Source organism: Sorangium sp. So ce128 (assembly GCF_051525245.1).
GTDB classification, from domain to species: domain Bacteria; phylum Myxococcota_A; class Polyangia; order Polyangiales; family Polyangiaceae; genus Sorangium; species Sorangium cellulosum_B.
In genome coordinates this window covers 11,049,005-11,064,438 of the sequence record NZ_CP150313.1, presented here as the reverse complement: position 1 = coordinate 11,064,438, position 15,434 = coordinate 11,049,005, and the positions used below count along the sequence as shown (strand labels likewise).

Annotated in this window: 9 protein-coding genes; 4 read left to right on the top strand and 5 right to left on the bottom strand. The window is 71.6% G+C overall.

Going from position 1 to position 15,434, the window contains the following annotated elements:
* The first annotated feature begins 685 nt into the window (after positions 1 to 685).
* The 3 genes from WME82_RS41935 (at position 686) to WME82_RS41925 (ending at position 7,303) form a co-directional block, all read left to right on the top strand.
* Entirely contained in the window at positions 686 to 6,760 is a 6,075-nt protein-coding gene (locus WME82_RS41935; RefSeq protein WP_438039891.1) for an AAA family ATPase, read from the top strand.
* 54 nt (positions 6,761 to 6,814) lie between these two features.
* Positions 6,815 to 6,946 (top strand): hypothetical protein, encoded by a 132-nt coding sequence (locus WME82_RS41930; protein WP_437742125.1) that lies wholly within the window; start codon positions 6,815 to 6,817, stop codon positions 6,944 to 6,946.
* A 174-nt stretch (positions 6,947 to 7,120) separates the two neighbouring features.
* Positions 7,121 to 7,303: a hypothetical protein gene (locus WME82_RS41925; protein ID WP_438039890.1), complete on the top strand. Its 183-nt coding sequence runs from the start codon at positions 7,121 to 7,123 to the stop codon at positions 7,301 to 7,303.
* Between the two features lie 46 nt (positions 7,304 to 7,349).
* On the opposite strand, the gene WME82_RS41920 is transcribed toward WME82_RS41925, so the two are convergent.
* The 3 genes from WME82_RS41920 to WME82_RS41910 all read right to left on the bottom strand — a co-directional run bounded on the left by WME82_RS41920 (position 7,350) and on the right by WME82_RS41910 (position 10,479).
* Positions 7,350 to 8,897 (bottom strand): Eco57I restriction-modification methylase domain-containing protein, encoded by a 1,548-nt coding sequence (locus tag WME82_RS41920; protein WP_438039889.1) that lies wholly within the window; start codon positions 8,895 to 8,897, stop codon positions 7,350 to 7,352.
* Between the two features lie 167 nt (positions 8,898 to 9,064).
* Positions 9,065 to 10,048, bottom strand: a complete 984-nt coding sequence (locus WME82_RS41915; protein ID WP_438039888.1) for a hypothetical protein — start codon at positions 10,046 to 10,048, stop codon at positions 9,065 to 9,067.
* A 53-nt stretch (positions 10,049 to 10,101) separates the two neighbouring features.
* Positions 10,102 to 10,479 (bottom strand): MarR family winged helix-turn-helix transcriptional regulator, encoded by a 378-nt coding sequence (locus WME82_RS41910; protein ID WP_438039887.1) that lies wholly within the window; start codon positions 10,477 to 10,479, stop codon positions 10,102 to 10,104.
* A gap of 382 nt (positions 10,480 to 10,861) precedes the next feature.
* Here WME82_RS41910 and WME82_RS41905 point away from each other — a divergent pair, with 382 nt between their 5' ends.
* On the top strand, positions 10,862 to 11,968 hold the full coding sequence (locus WME82_RS41905; RefSeq protein ID WP_438039886.1) for a formylglycine-generating enzyme family protein: 1,107 nt from the start codon (positions 10,862 to 10,864) through the stop codon (positions 11,966 to 11,968).
* A 59-nt stretch (positions 11,969 to 12,027) separates the two neighbouring features.
* Here WME82_RS41905 and WME82_RS41900 read toward each other — a convergent pair whose 3' ends face one another.
* Together WME82_RS41900 and WME82_RS41895 are read right to left on the bottom strand one after the other, a co-directional pair.
* Positions 12,028 to 14,328, bottom strand: a complete 2,301-nt coding sequence (locus tag WME82_RS41900; RefSeq protein WP_438039885.1) for a sulfatase-like hydrolase/transferase — start codon at positions 14,326 to 14,328, stop codon at positions 12,028 to 12,030.
* Positions 14,325 to 15,401 (bottom strand): tyrosine recombinase XerC, encoded by a 1,077-nt coding sequence (locus WME82_RS41895; protein ID WP_438044981.1) that lies wholly within the window; start codon positions 15,399 to 15,401, stop codon positions 14,325 to 14,327. Before WME82_RS41895 ends, WME82_RS41900 begins: the two co-directional genes overlap by 4 nt.
* Positions 15,402 to 15,434 lie beyond the last annotated feature (33 nt).

Here is a 15,434-nt window from a genome sequence, read left to right as displayed (position 1 = left end):
GGCCGGAGATGAAGACACGATGTTTCTGCGTCGGCTGGCTGTCGACTGTCGAGGCCGATCGGGGAGGGGATGGGGTCTCCGCCGCCGGGTGAGGAGGCAACGGGCAGCACGATGGAGACTCTCGGCGGTGGGTGGAGCGGCGGTCGCAAAGACGCCTGGAACCTGCGGCGCGGGGCGGGGAGGCAACGGCGGGGAAGCCGGGAGCTCTCAGGGGCTGAGTGAGGAGGCGACCGCCGGGACGTCGCGTGCCCTCGGGGGCTGGGTGGAGAGGCGACGGCTGGGAGGGCGGGGACTCTGGTCTCGACTTGGGCACTTATGCATCATCAAGGTCCCCACTTCGTGTTCCGAATGGGTGGATTGAGGGGGCCGCTGCCCGCGTTTTCGACCTTGTCGTCGATCCTCCGGGCGATGAAGTGGGCACCGTCCACGAAGACGACGATCGAGCGCTTCTGCGCGCTGCTGCACGAGAGATCGGTCGAGCGGCGGACGGCGACGGCGTTCGCGAGCCAGCGTGTGGCGCAGGTCCTGCCACGATGTCCTCGACAGGGTGGCGCCGGCGTGGGGCGTAGCGCGCGCTGGGGGTTCGCGGAGGACGGATGATGTTCCGGCGCCTCGTCCGCTCAAAGCGATGGCGATGCGCGCCGGTCGTGGCAGCATGCTTCGCATTACCCGTCGTGGGGGTCCTGTGGGCACCAATCCCGTCTGGTCCGATCACGGGGCGTCGTCCCGTTACGCCATCATCGAGGTCCTCTGCGAGGGCTCTGACACCCTTCTTTACCGGGGTGTGCGCGAAGACGACGGCCTTCCCGTGGTGCTCAAGGTCCTCCGGCGCGATCACGCGAGCCCTCGCGCCCTCGAGCGGCTGCATCACGAGTACGAGATCGCCCGGGCGCTCGAGACCACGGCCATCATCAAGCCCTATGCGCTCGAGACGCTCGGCGATCAGCCGGCGCTGGTCCTGGAGGATTTCGGCGGCGTGTCGCTCGATCGGCTCCAGGACGGGCCGATGCCGCTCGAGCGCTTCTTTCCCGTCGCCGTCCGCTTGGTCGAGGCGCTCGCCGGGCTGCATCGACAGGGCGTCGTCCACAAGGACATCAAGCCTCAGAATGTGCTCCTCAACCCCGCCACTGGCGAGGTGAAGATCACCGATCTCGGGATTGCGTCCCGGATACCCCGCGAGCTCCAGCACCTCGAGCACGTCGGACTCATCGAGGGGACGCTGGCGTACATGGCGCCCGAGCAGACGGGCCGGATGAACCGCTGGATCGACGAGCGGACCGATCTGTACTCCCTCGGTGTCACCTTCCACGAGATGCTGACGGGCACCTTGCCGTTCCGGGCGAGCGATCCTGTCGAGTGGGTCCATTGTCACATCGCCCAGAAGCCGCCGCCGGCGCACGCGCTCGTCCCGTCGATTCCCCCGGCCCTGTCCGCGATCGTGCTCAAGCTGCTCGCCAAGGCCGCCGAGGAACGTTACCAGAGCGCGCTCGGCCTGCGGCATGACCTCGACCAGTGCTCCGCGCAGCTCGGGGCGACCGGCGCCATTCAGCTCTTTCCGCTCGGCCAGCGCGACCTCTCCGACCGATTCCGGGTCCCGCAGCGGCTGTACGGGCGCGAGCGCGAGGTCGAGGCGCTGCTCGCCGTGTTCGAGCGGGTCGTGGCGCAGGGCCGGCCAGAGCTGGTGCTCGTGTCGGGCTATGCGGGCATCGGCAAGTCGTCGCTCGTCGCCGAGCTGTACCGGCCGATCGTGAGGGAGCGGGGGTTCTTCCTCTCCGGCAAGTTCGATCAAACCGCGAGGGACGTCCCCTACAGCGCTTTCCATCAGGCGTTCCGGACGCTGGTGCAGGAGATCCTCGGCGCGAGCGAGGAGCAGGTCGAGCGCTGGAGACAGCGTTTCCGGGAGGCCCTCGGCCCGAACGGCAGGCTGCTCGCCGACGTGCTCCCCGAGCTCGGGCTGCTCCTCGGCCCCCAGCCGCCCGTGCCCGAGCTTCCGCCCACCGAGGCCCAGAGCCGGCTGCTCGCGACGCTCCAGCGCTTCGTTTCGGCGTGCGCCCGGAAGGAGCACCCCGTGGCGCTCTTCCTCGACGATCTGCAGTGGGCCGACGCGGGAAGCCTCCTCTTGCTCGAGCAGCTCGCCACCTACGCCGGGTCCGAGCATCTCTTGCTGATCGGCGCGTACCGCGACAACGAGGTTGGCCCCGCGCACCCGCTGCGGCTCACGCTGACCGAGGCGCGCAAGCGCGGCGCCGCCGTCTCCGAGCTCGTCCTCGAGCCGCTCTCGGCCGCCCACGTCGGGGCGCTCGTCGCCGAGACGGTCCACGCGCCGCACACGCCCGCGGAGCAGGTCGAGCCGCTCTCGCAGCTGGTCTACGAGAAGACCGGCGGTAATCCGTTCTTCGTGCTGCAGTTCCTGATCGCGCTGCACCAGGAGGGGCTCATCGCCTTCGACGCGGAGGAGGCCAGGTGGCGGTGGGACATCGCCGCGATCCGCGACAAGGGGTTCACCGACAACGTCGGCGAGCTGATGGCGGGCAAGCTCAAGCGGCTCTCGGTCCCGGCGCGGGACGCGCTCAAGCTCGCTGCGTGCCTCGGCAGCAGCCTGGACCTCGACACGCTCGCGGTGGTCGCGGGCCGTCCGGCGGCGGAGCTCCGCGACGCGCTCGAGGAGGCCGTGCGGGAGGGGCTGCTCCTCCGCCAGAGCGGCGCCTATCGATTCCTCCATGACCGGGTACAGCAAGCCGCTTACTCGCTCATCCCGGCGGGACAGCTCGCCGAGATGCACCTCGGGATCGGGCGGCTGCTCCTCAGGGCGCAGCGCGCGGACGAGCGCGACGAGGCGCTCTTCGACGTCGTCGGCCACCTCAACCGCGGCGCCGCGCTCCTGCGTTCCCGGGCGGAGCGGGACGAGGTCGCGGCGCTGAACCTGCGCGCCGGCAGGAAGGCCAAGGCCGGAGCGGCCTTCCAGACCGCCGCCGCGCTCTTCGCCGCGGGCCTCGCCCTGCTCGCGTCGGACTCTTGGGAAGCGCGGCGCGAGCTGACCTACGCCCTGACCTTCGAGCGCGCGCACGTCGCGTACATCACCGGCGGCTTCGACGAGGCCGAGCGGCTCCTGGAAGAGCTCATGGAGCGCGCGAGGACCCGGCGCGAGACGGCCGCCGCCGTCGAGCTCGCCGTCGCCTTCTACCTGACCCGCGGGCAAGGCAAGCGCGCGGTGGAGATCGGGCTCGCGTGGCTCCGCGCCTGCGACATCGATCTGCCGCTGCATCCCTCAGGCGCACAGATTGACGAGGAGACCGAGAGGGTCTGGCAGGCCCTGGGCGATCGGGCCATCGAGGACCTGATCCATCTGCCCCCCATGACGGACCCGGAGATCAAGCTCACGATGGGCGTGCTGCAGGCCATGGACGCTCCTGCGTTCTTCGTGGACGCGGACCTGCTCTATCTCATCGTCCTGCGCATGGTCCAGCTCAGCCTGCGCCACGGCAACGCCGAGCCCTCCGCGCTCGCGTACGCCGCCTTCGCGAGGCTGATCGGCCCGAGGTTCGGGCGCTACAAGGAGGGGTATCTGTTCGGCAAGCTCGGCTGCGACCTGGCGGACAGGAGCGGGCTCCTCACCACGAAATCGGCGGTGTTCAGCTACCTCGGACAGACCGTCGTCTTCTGGACACGCCACTACAGAGAGGCGTCTTGGTACACGCGCGCCGGCTTCAGCGCCGGCGTCGAGTCCGGGGATCTGAACAGAGCATGCTTCAACTGCATGTGGGACGCGCTGTTCCCGCTGCTCTCTGGCGAGCCGCTGGAGGACGTGCTTCACGAGGTCGAAGAGCGCCTCGGCTTCATGCGCAGCGCCGGTTACGCGTTCGCGCACGGTGTCCTCCTCGGCGGCCACGCCATGATCCAGACGCTGCGCGGGAGGCCGGTCCGCTTCTCGATGCTGGATGGATCCGAGCTGGATCCGCCGGCCTTCGAGGCGCAGCTGGAGGAGGGGGATCTGCAGCGCGTTCACGCTTTCTATTACGGCTTGAAGGCCCAGGCGCTCTTCGTGCTCGGCTCTCCCCGAGACGCGTTCGCGGCGGCGACCCGCGCGATCACCGAGCACTCCTTTAAGAGCGAGCCGCACGCCCTCAGCGCCGAGAACCTCTATTATCTCGCGCTCGCGCTCGCGGCCCTCTTCAACGCGCCGCACGAGGCGCACGAGGCGGGGCCCTCCCCGCAGCGGGAGCTCCCCGAGCGGCTCCTCGAGTGCGAGCGGCAGCTCGGCGAGTGGGCCAGGAGCGGCCCCGACAACTTCCTCCACAAGCACGCCCTGGTCCGCGCCGAGATCGCCCGGCTCCGCGGGCAGGACCTGGAGGCCATCGGGCTCTACGAGCAGGCCATCGCGGCGGCGCGCGAGGGCGGCTTCGTCCAGCACGAGGCCATTGCCTGCGAGCTCGCCGCGGCGTTCTACCGCGCGCGCGGCCTCTCCACGTCCGAAGGCGCCCACCTGCAGAAGGCACGCGCCGGCTACTTCACGTGGGGCGCCCACGCCAAGGTGGAGCAGCTCGACCAGCGCTATTCCCACCTCGCCCCGCGCAAGCCGATGGCCCCCACCGTCACCTTCGCCGTACGGGCCGAGCAGTTCGACGTCCTGCCGGTGGTCAAGGCCTCGCAGAGCATCTCCGGCGAGCTCAAGCTCTCGCGGCTGCTCGAGATGCTGCTTCGCGTCGTGGTCGAGCACGCGGGCGCCGAGGAGGGATGCGTCGTGCTGGTCCGGGAAGATCGCCTGTGGGCCGCGGCGATCGAGGCGCCAGGGGGCGCGGTGCGGCAGCTCGATGCGGGCGAGGCGCAGTCGGCCGCGCTGCCAGAGGCCGTCCTCAACTACGTTCGCCGGAGCCACGAGCGCGTGCTGCTCGACGACGCCGCCGCCCGGCACCCCTTCCTGGAGGACGAGTATTTCCGGCGCAAGCGCCCGAAATCGGTGCTGTGCCTGCCGATCCTGCGCGAGGCCCGGCTCATCGGCCTGCTCTACCTGGAGAACAACCTCGTCACCGGCGCCTTCACCCCCGGCCGGCTCAGCGTCATCGAGCTGCTCGCCTCGCAGTCGGCCATCTCGCTGGAGAACGCCCTGCTCTATGCCGAGGTGGAGCAGGAGAACGCCGAGCGGCGGCGCGCGGAACAGGCGCTCAAGGCCAACCAGGAGATGCTCCAGGCCGTCGTCGACAACTCGGCGGCGGCCATCTACGTCAAGGATCGCGACGGCCGACATCTGCTCGCCAACCGGCAGGTGGGCGCCCTCCTGGGCGTGCCGAGCGAGAAGATCCTCGGAAGGACTGTCGCCGCTTTCTTCCCTGCTCCGATGGCCGAGGCCATCCAAGACCACGACCGGAAGGTGATCGAGGCGGGCGCGCCGATGGAGTGGGAGGAGACGGTGCCGCTGGAGGACGGGCCGCACACGTTCCTGTCGGTCAAATTCCCTCTCGGCGAGGGGCCAGCGCCCCGCGCGATCGGCGGCATCTCCACCGACATCACCGAGCGCAAGCGGACCGAGCAGGCCGTGCGCTTCCTGGCCGAGGCGAGCTGCAAGCTGGTGACGCTGGGTTACGGCGCGACGTTCGAGAGCGTGGCGCACCTCCCGGTGCCGGAGCTCTCGGACCAGTGCGTCATCGAGGTGCTCTGCGAGGGCAGGACGCCGGGCTGGACGGTCGCGGCAGGGGTGCCCAGCGAGCAGCTCGACGCGCTGAAGGACGCGCTGCGCGTTCTGGCGGAGGCGCCGCCGGCCGGCTCCGAGGGCGAAGAGGGCCGCGTCACGCCGCTGCTCCAGCAGGTGGGTTCGCTCGACCCGCGGGTCAGGCCTCTCTGGGAGCGGCTCGGCGTTCATGCGTTCCTGCGGGTTCCGCTTGCCGCGCGCGACCGGTACCTCGGCGTCATGACCCTGCTGGCGACCGCTTCCGAGCGCCGTTATGGCCCCGCCGAGCTGCGGCTGGCCGAGGAGCTGGGGTGCCGCGCGGCGCTCGTGCTCGACAACGCCCGACTGTATACCGAGGCCCAGGAGGCGATCCAGCGGCGGGACGAGTTCCTCGTCGTCGCGTCTCACGAGCTCAGAACCCCGCTGACGTCGCTGCAGATGCAGGTGCAGGCGGTCGAGCGCCTGCTGCGCCGCCGCTCGCTCGCGGAGCTCCCCGCGGAGCGGATCGAGGCGATGCTCCAGATCCTCGGCCGCCAGACGTCGCGGCTCGGGCGCCTGGTCGACGAGCTGCTCGACGTCACGCGGCTGAACGCCGGGCAGCTGGCGCTCGCGCGCGCGGAGGTCGATCTGGCGGCGCTGGCGAGCGAGGTCGTCGAGCGGATGCGCCCGCAGCTCGCGGCATCCTGCTGCCGGACGCAGCTCGAGCTGGACGAGCCCGTGGTCGGGCAGTGGGATCCGGCTCGCCTGGAGCAGGTCGTCATCAACCTGCTGTCGAACGCGATGAAGTACGGCGCAGGCAGCCCCATCCTCGTCGGCTTGCGGCGGCAGGCCGATCGCGCGCTGCTGGTCGTCCGGGATCAGGGAATCGGGATCGCGGAGGCCGATCAGGGCAGGATCTTCGAGCGCTTCGAGCGCGCGGTGTCGGTGCGCAACTTCGGCGGCCTCGGGCTCGGGCTCTACATCGCACGCTCGATCGTGGCGTCGCACGGCGGCTCCATCCGGGTGGAGAGCAAGCCGGGCGCGGGCGCGATGTTCGTGGTGGAGCTCCCGCTGAACCCGCCGGAGGCGGGGGAGCGCGGCGCCGCGCCGGCCTAGCCCTACTTTCGCCATGGGGACGCCCTGGAGCCGCCGCGCTCGCCCGAATTCCTCGTGGCCCTGGACACCGCAGCCGCTACGAGCAAGGAGCAGGACCGCCTCTACAAGGTGCTCGACGGGCAGCTCGCCGGGTCCGAGCACCTCGCCAGCGATTACTCGATAGCGGACATCGCCACCTTCCCGTGAGTCTCGATGGCAGCGCGCATGGGGGTGTCGCTGGAGCCCAACCCCCACCTCGCGCGCTGGGAACAGGCGATCAAGGCGAGGCCGGCGGTCACCCGCGCGTTCGAGACGAAAATCAAGCCCTGAGGCTGGCCGCGCCTCGGCGCGGGCTCCAGGTACAACCCGAGGAGCGGCAGCATGAAGGGCATTCACACGTTGGTGGAGAGGTGGGCGAACGCGTGGAGCTCGGGATCCCCGGACGAGCTCCTGTCCCTCCTCTCGGACGATTGCATCTACGAGGACGTACCGACGCAGCACGTGACCCGCGGCAAGCAGCGCGCGCGCGGCGCGGAGGTGGGGCCGGAAAACGCGCTCCGTTAGTTCACCTTTTCTCTTTGGTTCACGGGCCCGTGGCTCGTGACCGCCTCTATGAGGATAGGTCGAGTACATCCTCGACAATGTGATCAAGTTCATCCTGTGGAAGGCAGGGATCAAGCACCCGTCGCCCGAGCTGTTCGATCTGCTCGACTGTCGGATACCCGAGGTTCCTCAAGTCGGTCGCGTTTACCTGGGTGTGGCCGTTGAACTGCCGAAAGTGCGTATCCACGAGGGTCGAGTTCAAGAAGGCAGCCAGGCCACGCGCCAGCAGGGCCGGCAGCCCTTTGCCATTGCGGTGGATCACGTTGAGATGGTTCTCGAACCCGATCCTGGCTCCCGGAGCGCTCTCAGGCGTGAAGAGGGCGGCGACGACCCGCCGCCGCTCCTCCTTCGACGAGAAGCGCTTGACGAGCACGTAGTTCCCGCTGGGCATCCAGAGAGCGGCCGTCTCAGGCGCGTCTACGAGGGCGTTCGGCTTCTTGCAGCGTTTGGGCCAGCGAACGACGCCCGACGCAAAGTGCGTCGGGTAGATCAGCGGACCGGTGCCCCTGTCGGGCTCCTGCCGCAAGAACTCGCGCGCTCGGAAGTCGACGACCTTGCCCGTCGAGACGTCCACACTCAAGTCCGTCACGCGTGATGGCATGCGGGCGAACGTGGCAGCGATCCTCTCCCCGGCATCGTCCGGCACCACATGGACGAACAGCTCGGGATCTCCAGGCCGGACGACGTCTTCGAAGGGGACGGAACGGACGGACAGCAGTCTGTCCTCGGGACCGCGCGACGACGAGATGGTGACGGACGTGCACCGGCCGTTCTTGACGGCATGTACAACGATGTTCTCTTGAAGGACCTCGTCCTCCGCGAACGCCGCTTTGCGCGACGCGAAGACGTGCACCCTTCGCAGCGACATCTCTCGGAAGAACAGCTCTCGGAACGGCCGAAAGTAGGGGCCGTTGCAGAAGCTCCGGGGGGTGATCGCGACGAGCTCCCCGCCCGGCTCCAGAAGAAGGAGCGCAAGACCAAGAAAGGCCGTGTACAGGTTGCTGGTCTCGATGCCCACGCGCCGCAGCGCTGACCTGGCCTCGGAGTCCGAGCTGAGCTTCTTGTACGGCGGATTCAGGATCGCGTGCGTGAACGAGCGCGGCATGCTCGGGCGAGACCGGCCGCCGTCGAGCCGCTCGACGGCCGACCGGATGAAGTCGGCCTCGACGATGCGGGCAGTGAAGTCGATCCCGGCGCCGGCGCACTCGTCGCGACACTCGCGCGCAGTCCGACGCAGGTACGCTGCGAGTCGCGGGTCGATCTCGAAGCCCGTCGCGCGGATCGCGCTCGGGCGTACCCTGCGGGCACAGGCCTCGGCCGTGAATGCCGCGAGGAGGCTGCCCACACCGGCGCCGGCGTCCAGAACGCGAATTTCCTCGCAGGACCGCTCGAACAGCGACGCCATGAAGGACGCCACCGGCGGCGGCGTGAGGAACTGACCCAGCGCGGACCGCGTGAGAGGGTCCAGCGCTCGCGCGGCTTCGATGCGGCGGAGGTTGACGCGGTCGAGGAGCGGCGGCTGGGCGACTGCCTCGAGTCTCGCGGGCCGACGCATCGGCGATGTGGCTACCGCAGTTGGGGCGTCGAGCCAACCGTGGCCGGGCGGCAAACGCCCCGGGGGCGCCTCGCCGACGAGGCCACGTTCGTCGCGGTCGAGCTCGACGCGCGCCGGGAGGCCCCCTGCTGTCGCGCGGAGGCCTCGGACGCCGCGCAGGCGCGCCTTCAGGCTGCCTGTTGCCGCGCCGCCATCGCGGCGAGCGGCGGTATCCCGAACCGCTCGCGCACCTCGCCGAGCGGCAGGTGGACGACGTCCCAGAAGTCCCAGCGATCGCTCAGATCGACCTTGCAGGCCGCGCCGCGCGCCACCGCGCGCAGCACCTTGCGCGCCTCGAAGAGCCCGATCTGCGGCGCGGCGACGGGCGTGATCTGGATCCCGAGGTGGAACTGCAGCATCACGAAGAGCAGGAAGGCGAACCCGTCGCGCCGGATGAACCCCGCCTGGAAGGAGCCGGCCTGGATCTCGCCCGCGGGATCGGTGTCGTACTCCGCGAGCACATGGCCGAGATCGTGGAACACCATGCGCTCCGGGATCGCGTCCCGGCTCTCGCCGGGGAACAGGAAGCCGCGCGCGGTGCAGTGCTCCCAGAACACCCGGCCGAACGTGCCCTCGGGCAGGAGCCCGAGCTGCTTGTAGCGGAAGGCCCGCGAGCGATCCTCGGCGCCCGCGCGGAAGAAGGGCCCGAGGAGCCTGCGCACGCCGGCCAGGCCCTCTTTCCTCAGGACCTCGCCGGCGAACGCGCCGACGAGCCGGCGCCGCACGGCGGCCTTGGCGAGCCCCCTGTGGCCGCGCGCCACGAGGCGGAGCACGCCCACGCCCTGCTCGCGCACGCCGAGCGCCCGGGCGAGCGCCTCGACCGCGTCCACCTCGGCCGCCGTCACCTCGCCGTCCGCCATCGCGGTCACGAGCGCGAGCTGCACCAGCCGCTTGCGCCGGTGCGGATCCGGGATCGCGCGGGCCGCCGCCTCGGGCGCGACGCGCGGCAGCCCGCCGACGTCGGCGCGGGCCCCGTGCAGCGCCGCGAGCTCCTCCAGGACGGCGCGCTGCTCCGGGTCGAAGCGCGCGAGCGCGCCGTCGGCCAGGGCCACATCGCGGAGCGCGCCGAGCGCCGCCGGGAGCTCATCACAGCTGAAAACCACGATATCCATACCGACCTCCTCTTCACACAAGGGGTTTCACGCGAGACGTTCCATCGAAGGGCTCAGCCGCGCTGGTACGCGTCGATCGCCGACAGGATCGCCGCCGAGATCTCCCTGGGCAGCGACTCGGCCGTTTCCATGATCACCCGCACCCGCTCCACGCTCGCCCGATCGACGAACCGACGGCCGAGGGGCGTGAGCGCGAGCGTCTTCGCGCGGCGGTCCTCGGGATCCTCCTGCCGCGCGAGGAGCCCCCGCTGCACGAGGCCCTCCGCGAGCCGGCTCCCAGCCGAGGCCGAGAGCCCGAGCGACGTGGCGAGGACGGTGACGCGCATCGGGCCGCCGTGATCGACGAGGTGCAGCGCGGCCACCTGCGCCACGCTGAAGTCCTCCTCGTGCAGCGTGCGCGCGAGCCCCGCGATGATGCGCGAGAACATCATCCGCGTGAACCGCTCGACGGGCGACCCCAGAATAATTCGCGCTCTCACAGTATTTGTTATAACGCATTAGTTGCGAATGTGCAAGTATGCGTCGCGCGAGCGCCCAGTTTGATCCGTCCGCCCCGGAGCGCCGGCAGGTCCGCCGCGTCAGGTCACTTTCGCGCGCCGGCCGCCGTGGTTGCTCGTCGCCAACGATCGCCATGAGCCCGCCGGCGGACGCCCGGCCGGCACCGGTGACGATAAGCCGGTACCGGTGACGATAACCTGCTTTTCCTGAGCGTGGCTTGACGCCGCTTCTTCTCCCAGAAGACCCTACCCTTCTCGCGCGGGCTCCACCGGAAGGGCCGCAATCGAGGCGCGTGGAACGGAGCGGAGGCAGGCGATGGCGAAGAGCAAGAGCCGTGGTCGAGGCACGTGGATCTGGATCATCGCGGCGGTCGTCCTCGCCGGTGGTTGCGTGGAATTCCGCGGGGCCGATCCCGAACGGGACGCCCCCGGCGAGGGTGGAGGCGGAGGCGGCGGGGCCGGCGGGGATGCGACGGGCGGCGGCGGGGCCGGCGGCGCGGGCGCCGGGGCGCCGGCTGCGCCTCGGAGCTGCGGCTCACGAGAGCTGGGGACGGAGCTGCTGTGCGGACCCGAGGAGATCAGCTGCTGTGACAGCGAGCTGGTTCCGGGAGGCACGTTCAACCGGAACTTCGACGGTGTGCGCGCGGGCGACGATGCCTATCCCGCGACGGTGAGCGGCTTTCTCCTGGATACGTTCGAGGTGACGGTGGGGCGGTTTCGCGCGTTCGTCGACGCAGGAGGAGGCACGCGGGCGAGCGCACCCGAGGCCGGCGCAGGGGAGCACTCGAAGATCCCGGGGAGCGGCTGGTCTGCTGCCTGGAAAGGCTGGCTCGAGGAGGACACGGCGGCGCTCAAGGCTGCCCTGCACTGCGACCCGCCGCGCTCGACCTGGACCGATGACGCCGGGCCGAACGAGAACCTGCCCATGAACTGCATCACGTGGCCCGAGGCCTTCGCGTTCTGCGTGTGGGACGGAGGGCGCCTCCCGACGGACGCGGAGCTGATCTACGCCGCAGCCGGCGGGGACGAGCAGCGGGAATACCCGTGGGGCCAGGGGATCGACCTGAGCCGCGCGAGCTACGGTTGCCTCGGGGATGCGGACTCCGCGTCGGGGTGCTCGCTGAGCGACTTCTCCCCTGTCGGGTCGACGCCGATGGGAGCAGGGCGATGGGGCCACCAGGATCTCGCCGGAGGCGTGAGCGAGTTCGTCCGGGACTCCTCGGACCCGCTCCAGGTCCCGTGCGTCGACTGTGCTCGTCTGGAGCCGTCGTCGATGGGCAACTACGTGGTCGTCCGCGGCGGGAGCGCCCTCGACGACGAGGCGTCTCTGCGCGCGACGAGCAGCGGCGTTTACCGTATCCCGGGTCGCTATGACTCCGGGATGGGGGTCCGGTGCGCGAGGAACCCGCCGTCCGCGGAGTGAGCGAGCTGCACCCGCGACGTCACGAGACGTTCCGCGAGCCGGTGACATCTGGACGGCGGTTACTTCCGCGCGCCGGTCACGTGGACCTCGCGGAGGCGCGCCCGCGCCGCCGCGTAGTACGGCTCGATCTCCTTCGCCGCCGGGGTGCCCCAGAGGTTCTTCCGCTCCTCCGGGTCGCTCGCCAGGTCGTAGAGCTCGAACCGGGCGCCGCCCGAGATCGTCAGCTTCATGTCGCCGCGGAGGAACGACCGCCGCGCGTCGTTGTACGGCCCTGCCGGCATGTCGATCAGCACGTCGCGCGCCTGGGCCTGCTCGCCCGGGGCGAGGAACACGTCGGGCAAGAGCGACGCGCCCGACAGGAAGTCGCTCGCGGCCGCGCCCTCGGCAGGCCCGGGCACCCGCATCAGATCGAGCAGCGTCGGCGCGAGGTCGATCAGGCTCCGCCGCGCCGAGACCCGCGACGGCGCCGCGCCCGGCACGTGGACGACCAGCGGCACCCGCACGAGCTCCTCCCAGAGCTCGAAGCCGTGGCGGAACATCTTGTGCTCGCCGAACGCCTCGCCGTGATCGCTCGTCACGACGATCGCGGTGCGCCCGCCGAAGGGCGCCGCCGCGATCGCGTCGAGCAGCCGGCCGATGTGCCGGTCCGTGAAGGCCACCTCGCCGTCGTAGAGATCCCGCTGCGAGGCCGCGCCGAAGCCCGCCGCGTCGTCGTGCCGGAGGTAGTCGGCGTGCGGGTCGAGGTAGTGGATCCACAGGAAGAAGCGCCCGCCCGTGTTGTCGGTCGACCCGAGCAGCCGCAGCGCGGCGTCGGTCAGCGCGGCGCTCGTCGCCTTGTTGTCGACGTCCCAGGGCGCGCCCTCCGGCGGCGCCGCGGACATGTCCACCACGTCGAAGCCGCGATCGAGCCCGCCGAAGCTGCCGAAGTAGCGGTGCCCGTGCACGCTCATCGTGCGCACCCCGGCGCGCTTCAGGCGCTCGGCGACGAACGTGTCCTCCTCGCTGAACTTGTTGAAATGCCCCCAGTTCCTGTGGGTCTCGCTCCCGTACTTGCCGATGAGCATCGGGCCGACGCTCTTGCCCGTGTAGGACGCGAGCGAGTACGCGCGCTCGAACACCGTGGAGCGGGCCGCGAGGCCGTCGAGGTTCGGCGACACGGGCCGGGGGTTGCCCGCGTAGCCGAGGTCCCAGCGGAGCGTGTCGACGGTGACGAGGACGACGTTCAGGTCCGCCGGCAGGCGCGCGGCGGGCGTCCCGCGCGAGTCGGCCTTCGGGGCGGGGGCGAGCGCGGCGAGCGCCGCGGCCGTCAGATCGCCGCCGGAGCAGTCGTCGTCGACGCCGTTGTCGAGGATCTCCTCGGCCAGCGGGTGGACGCGCGCGTCGCGGTCGTCGCAGTCCCCGCCGCCGAAGAGGGCGGCCGCGCGGTCGCCGTCGCGATCGGCGAGGCGGCGCAGGACCGCGAGGCTCTTGCCTCCGACGGGCGCGCCGCGCTCGATCGCCTGCGCCACCGCGGGCTCCGCGTTGAGCGCCGAGGCGGCGCGCGCGGTGAGCGCGAGCGGCAGGAGCGCGGCGAGGAGCGCGACGGGCGCGCGCGCCGTCCGGACCGCGACCGGCGCGAGGGAGGCGGCGAGCGCGACGACCAGGAGGAGCGCCGGGGCGCGCAGGTCGAGCTCGGGGCGCTTGAAGATGCCGTAGATGCCGAGGAAGCCGCCCTCGCCCGAGACGCCGCCCGTGGCGACCCCGAACGCGAACAGGGCCGCGGCGATCGCGAGCGCGACGCCGCCCGTGACCGCCGGATCGACGCAGGCGGGGCGCCCGTCGCTGGCCTTGGCGAGCGCGCGCCGGAGCGGCGGCGTGAGGGCGAGGACGGCGAGGCCCGCGATGAGGCCGAGGCCGAGCGCGCCCGCGGCGACGGCGGTGCCGACCAGGAGGGGCGCGGCCTCGAGGCCGAGCAGGGCGCGGGCGAGGTGGGCGCAGAGGGTCATCCAGAGGAAGGCCGCGAGCACCGCGAGCGGCACGAACGCCGCGATGTCGGCGGGCCGGCCGATCGCCCGCACCCGCAGCGCGCCCACGAGCGTGGCCGGCGACGGCGGGCTCGACGGGTCGACCACGATCGCGGAGGCGCCCGCGAGCAGGCCGACGACGAGCGCGACGGGCGCGAACACCCCGATGTCGGCGAGGTAGGTGGTGAGCTGGAAGGCGGCGTCGTCGCCGGCGCCCGCCGTGGCCCACCCGGCGTCGAGCGACGCGGCCACGACGCCGAAGACGCTGGCGCCGAGCGCGCTCCTGGCGAGCCGCCCCGCCCACGCGCGGGCCAGCGTCGGGACCGCGGGGCCCGGCGAGCTCGAGGCTCGCTTCACGCGGGGCTCCGCTTCCGCGCCATGGGGTGAGCGGCGTCGTAGACCTTGAGCAGGTGGTCGATCGAGACGTGCGTGTACCGCTGCGTTGTGGCGAGCGAGGCGTGACCGAGCAGCTTCTGGATGGCCCGGAGGTCGGCGCCGCCGTCGAGCAGGTGGGTCGCGCAGGTGTGCCGGAGCGCGTGAGGGTGCAGGTCGGCCCGGCCGGCGCCGAGCGCGCCGTAGCGCTGCACCAGCGCCTGGACGCGGCGCACGCCGATGCGCGCGCCGCGGCGGGACAGGAAGAGGGCGCGGGGGTCGCGGGCGCCGGTCGTCGGGTCGGCGAGCTCGTCGCGCCGCTCGAGGTAGCGCTCGATGGCGGCGAGGGCGTGGGAGCCGAGCGGGACGATCCGCTCCTTGTCGCCCTTGCCGACGACGCGCACCGCGGCCCTGTCGGCCGGGCGCCGGTCGACGTGGGTGAGGTCGAGCCCGCAGAGCTCGGAGACGCGCAGGCCCGCGCCGTAGAGGGTCTCCAGCATGGCGCGGTCGCGGAGCCCCTCGGCCGTCTCGGCGCCGGGGATCTCCATGACCTCGGCGGCGGCGTCGACGTCCAGGAAGGTGGGCAGCGGGCGCCGGACCTTGGGCAGGGCGAGCTGGGCCGCCGCGTTCTTGTCGACCTCGCCGCGCCGCTCCAGGTAGCGGAGCAGGGCGCGGGCGGCGCCCACCTTGCGCGCGATCGAGGCGGGCGCGTGGGTGCGCGCGAGCGAGCCCAGCCAGCTGCGCAGGAGGAGCACGTCGAGGCCATCCACGGCCGGGGCCTCGTCCGGAGAGGGGGCCTCGCCGGTGGCCAGGGCCTTGCCGGTGGCCGAGGCCTTGCCGGGGGCCGGGGCCTTGCTGCGCGCTCGCGCAGGGCGGTGATCGGCGTTCGCGGCCGCCTTCTCGCGGGCAAAGCGCGCGAGCTGCTCGAGGTCGCGCCGGTACGCAGCCACGGTGTGGCGCGAGGCCCGCCGCTCGGCCGTAAGGTAGGTCAGGAAACGCGCGATCGCCTGCTCCAGCGTGGTCCCGCCGGATCGATCGCCGCTCCGCCGCGCGTGCATCACGGGGTTTGCCCTACCACCAGGACGGCGCCG

Bases quoted from the DNA above. Each gene is read 5' to 3' on its own strand.
- WME82_RS41925 (WP_438039890.1), top strand. From the start codon at position 7,121: ATGAAGGGCATTCACACGTTGGTGGAGAGGTGGGCGAACGCGTGGAGC.
- WME82_RS41920 (WP_438039889.1), bottom strand. From the start codon at position 8,897: ATGCGTCGGCCCGCGAGACTCGAGGCAGTCGCCCAGCCGCCGCTCCTC.
- WME82_RS41915 (WP_438039888.1), bottom strand. From the start codon at position 10,048: ATGGATATCGTGGTTTTCAGCTGTGATGAGCTCCCGGCGGCGCTCGGC.
- WME82_RS41910 (WP_438039887.1), bottom strand. From the start codon at position 10,479: ATGATGTTCTCGCGCATCATCGCGGGGCTCGCGCGCACGCTGCACGAG.
- WME82_RS41905 (WP_438039886.1), top strand. From the start codon at position 10,862: ATGGCGAAGAGCAAGAGCCGTGGTCGAGGCACGTGGATCTGGATCATC.
- WME82_RS41895 (WP_438044981.1), bottom strand. From the start codon at position 15,401: ATGCACGCGCGGCGGAGCGGCGATCGATCCGGCGGGACCACGCTGGAG.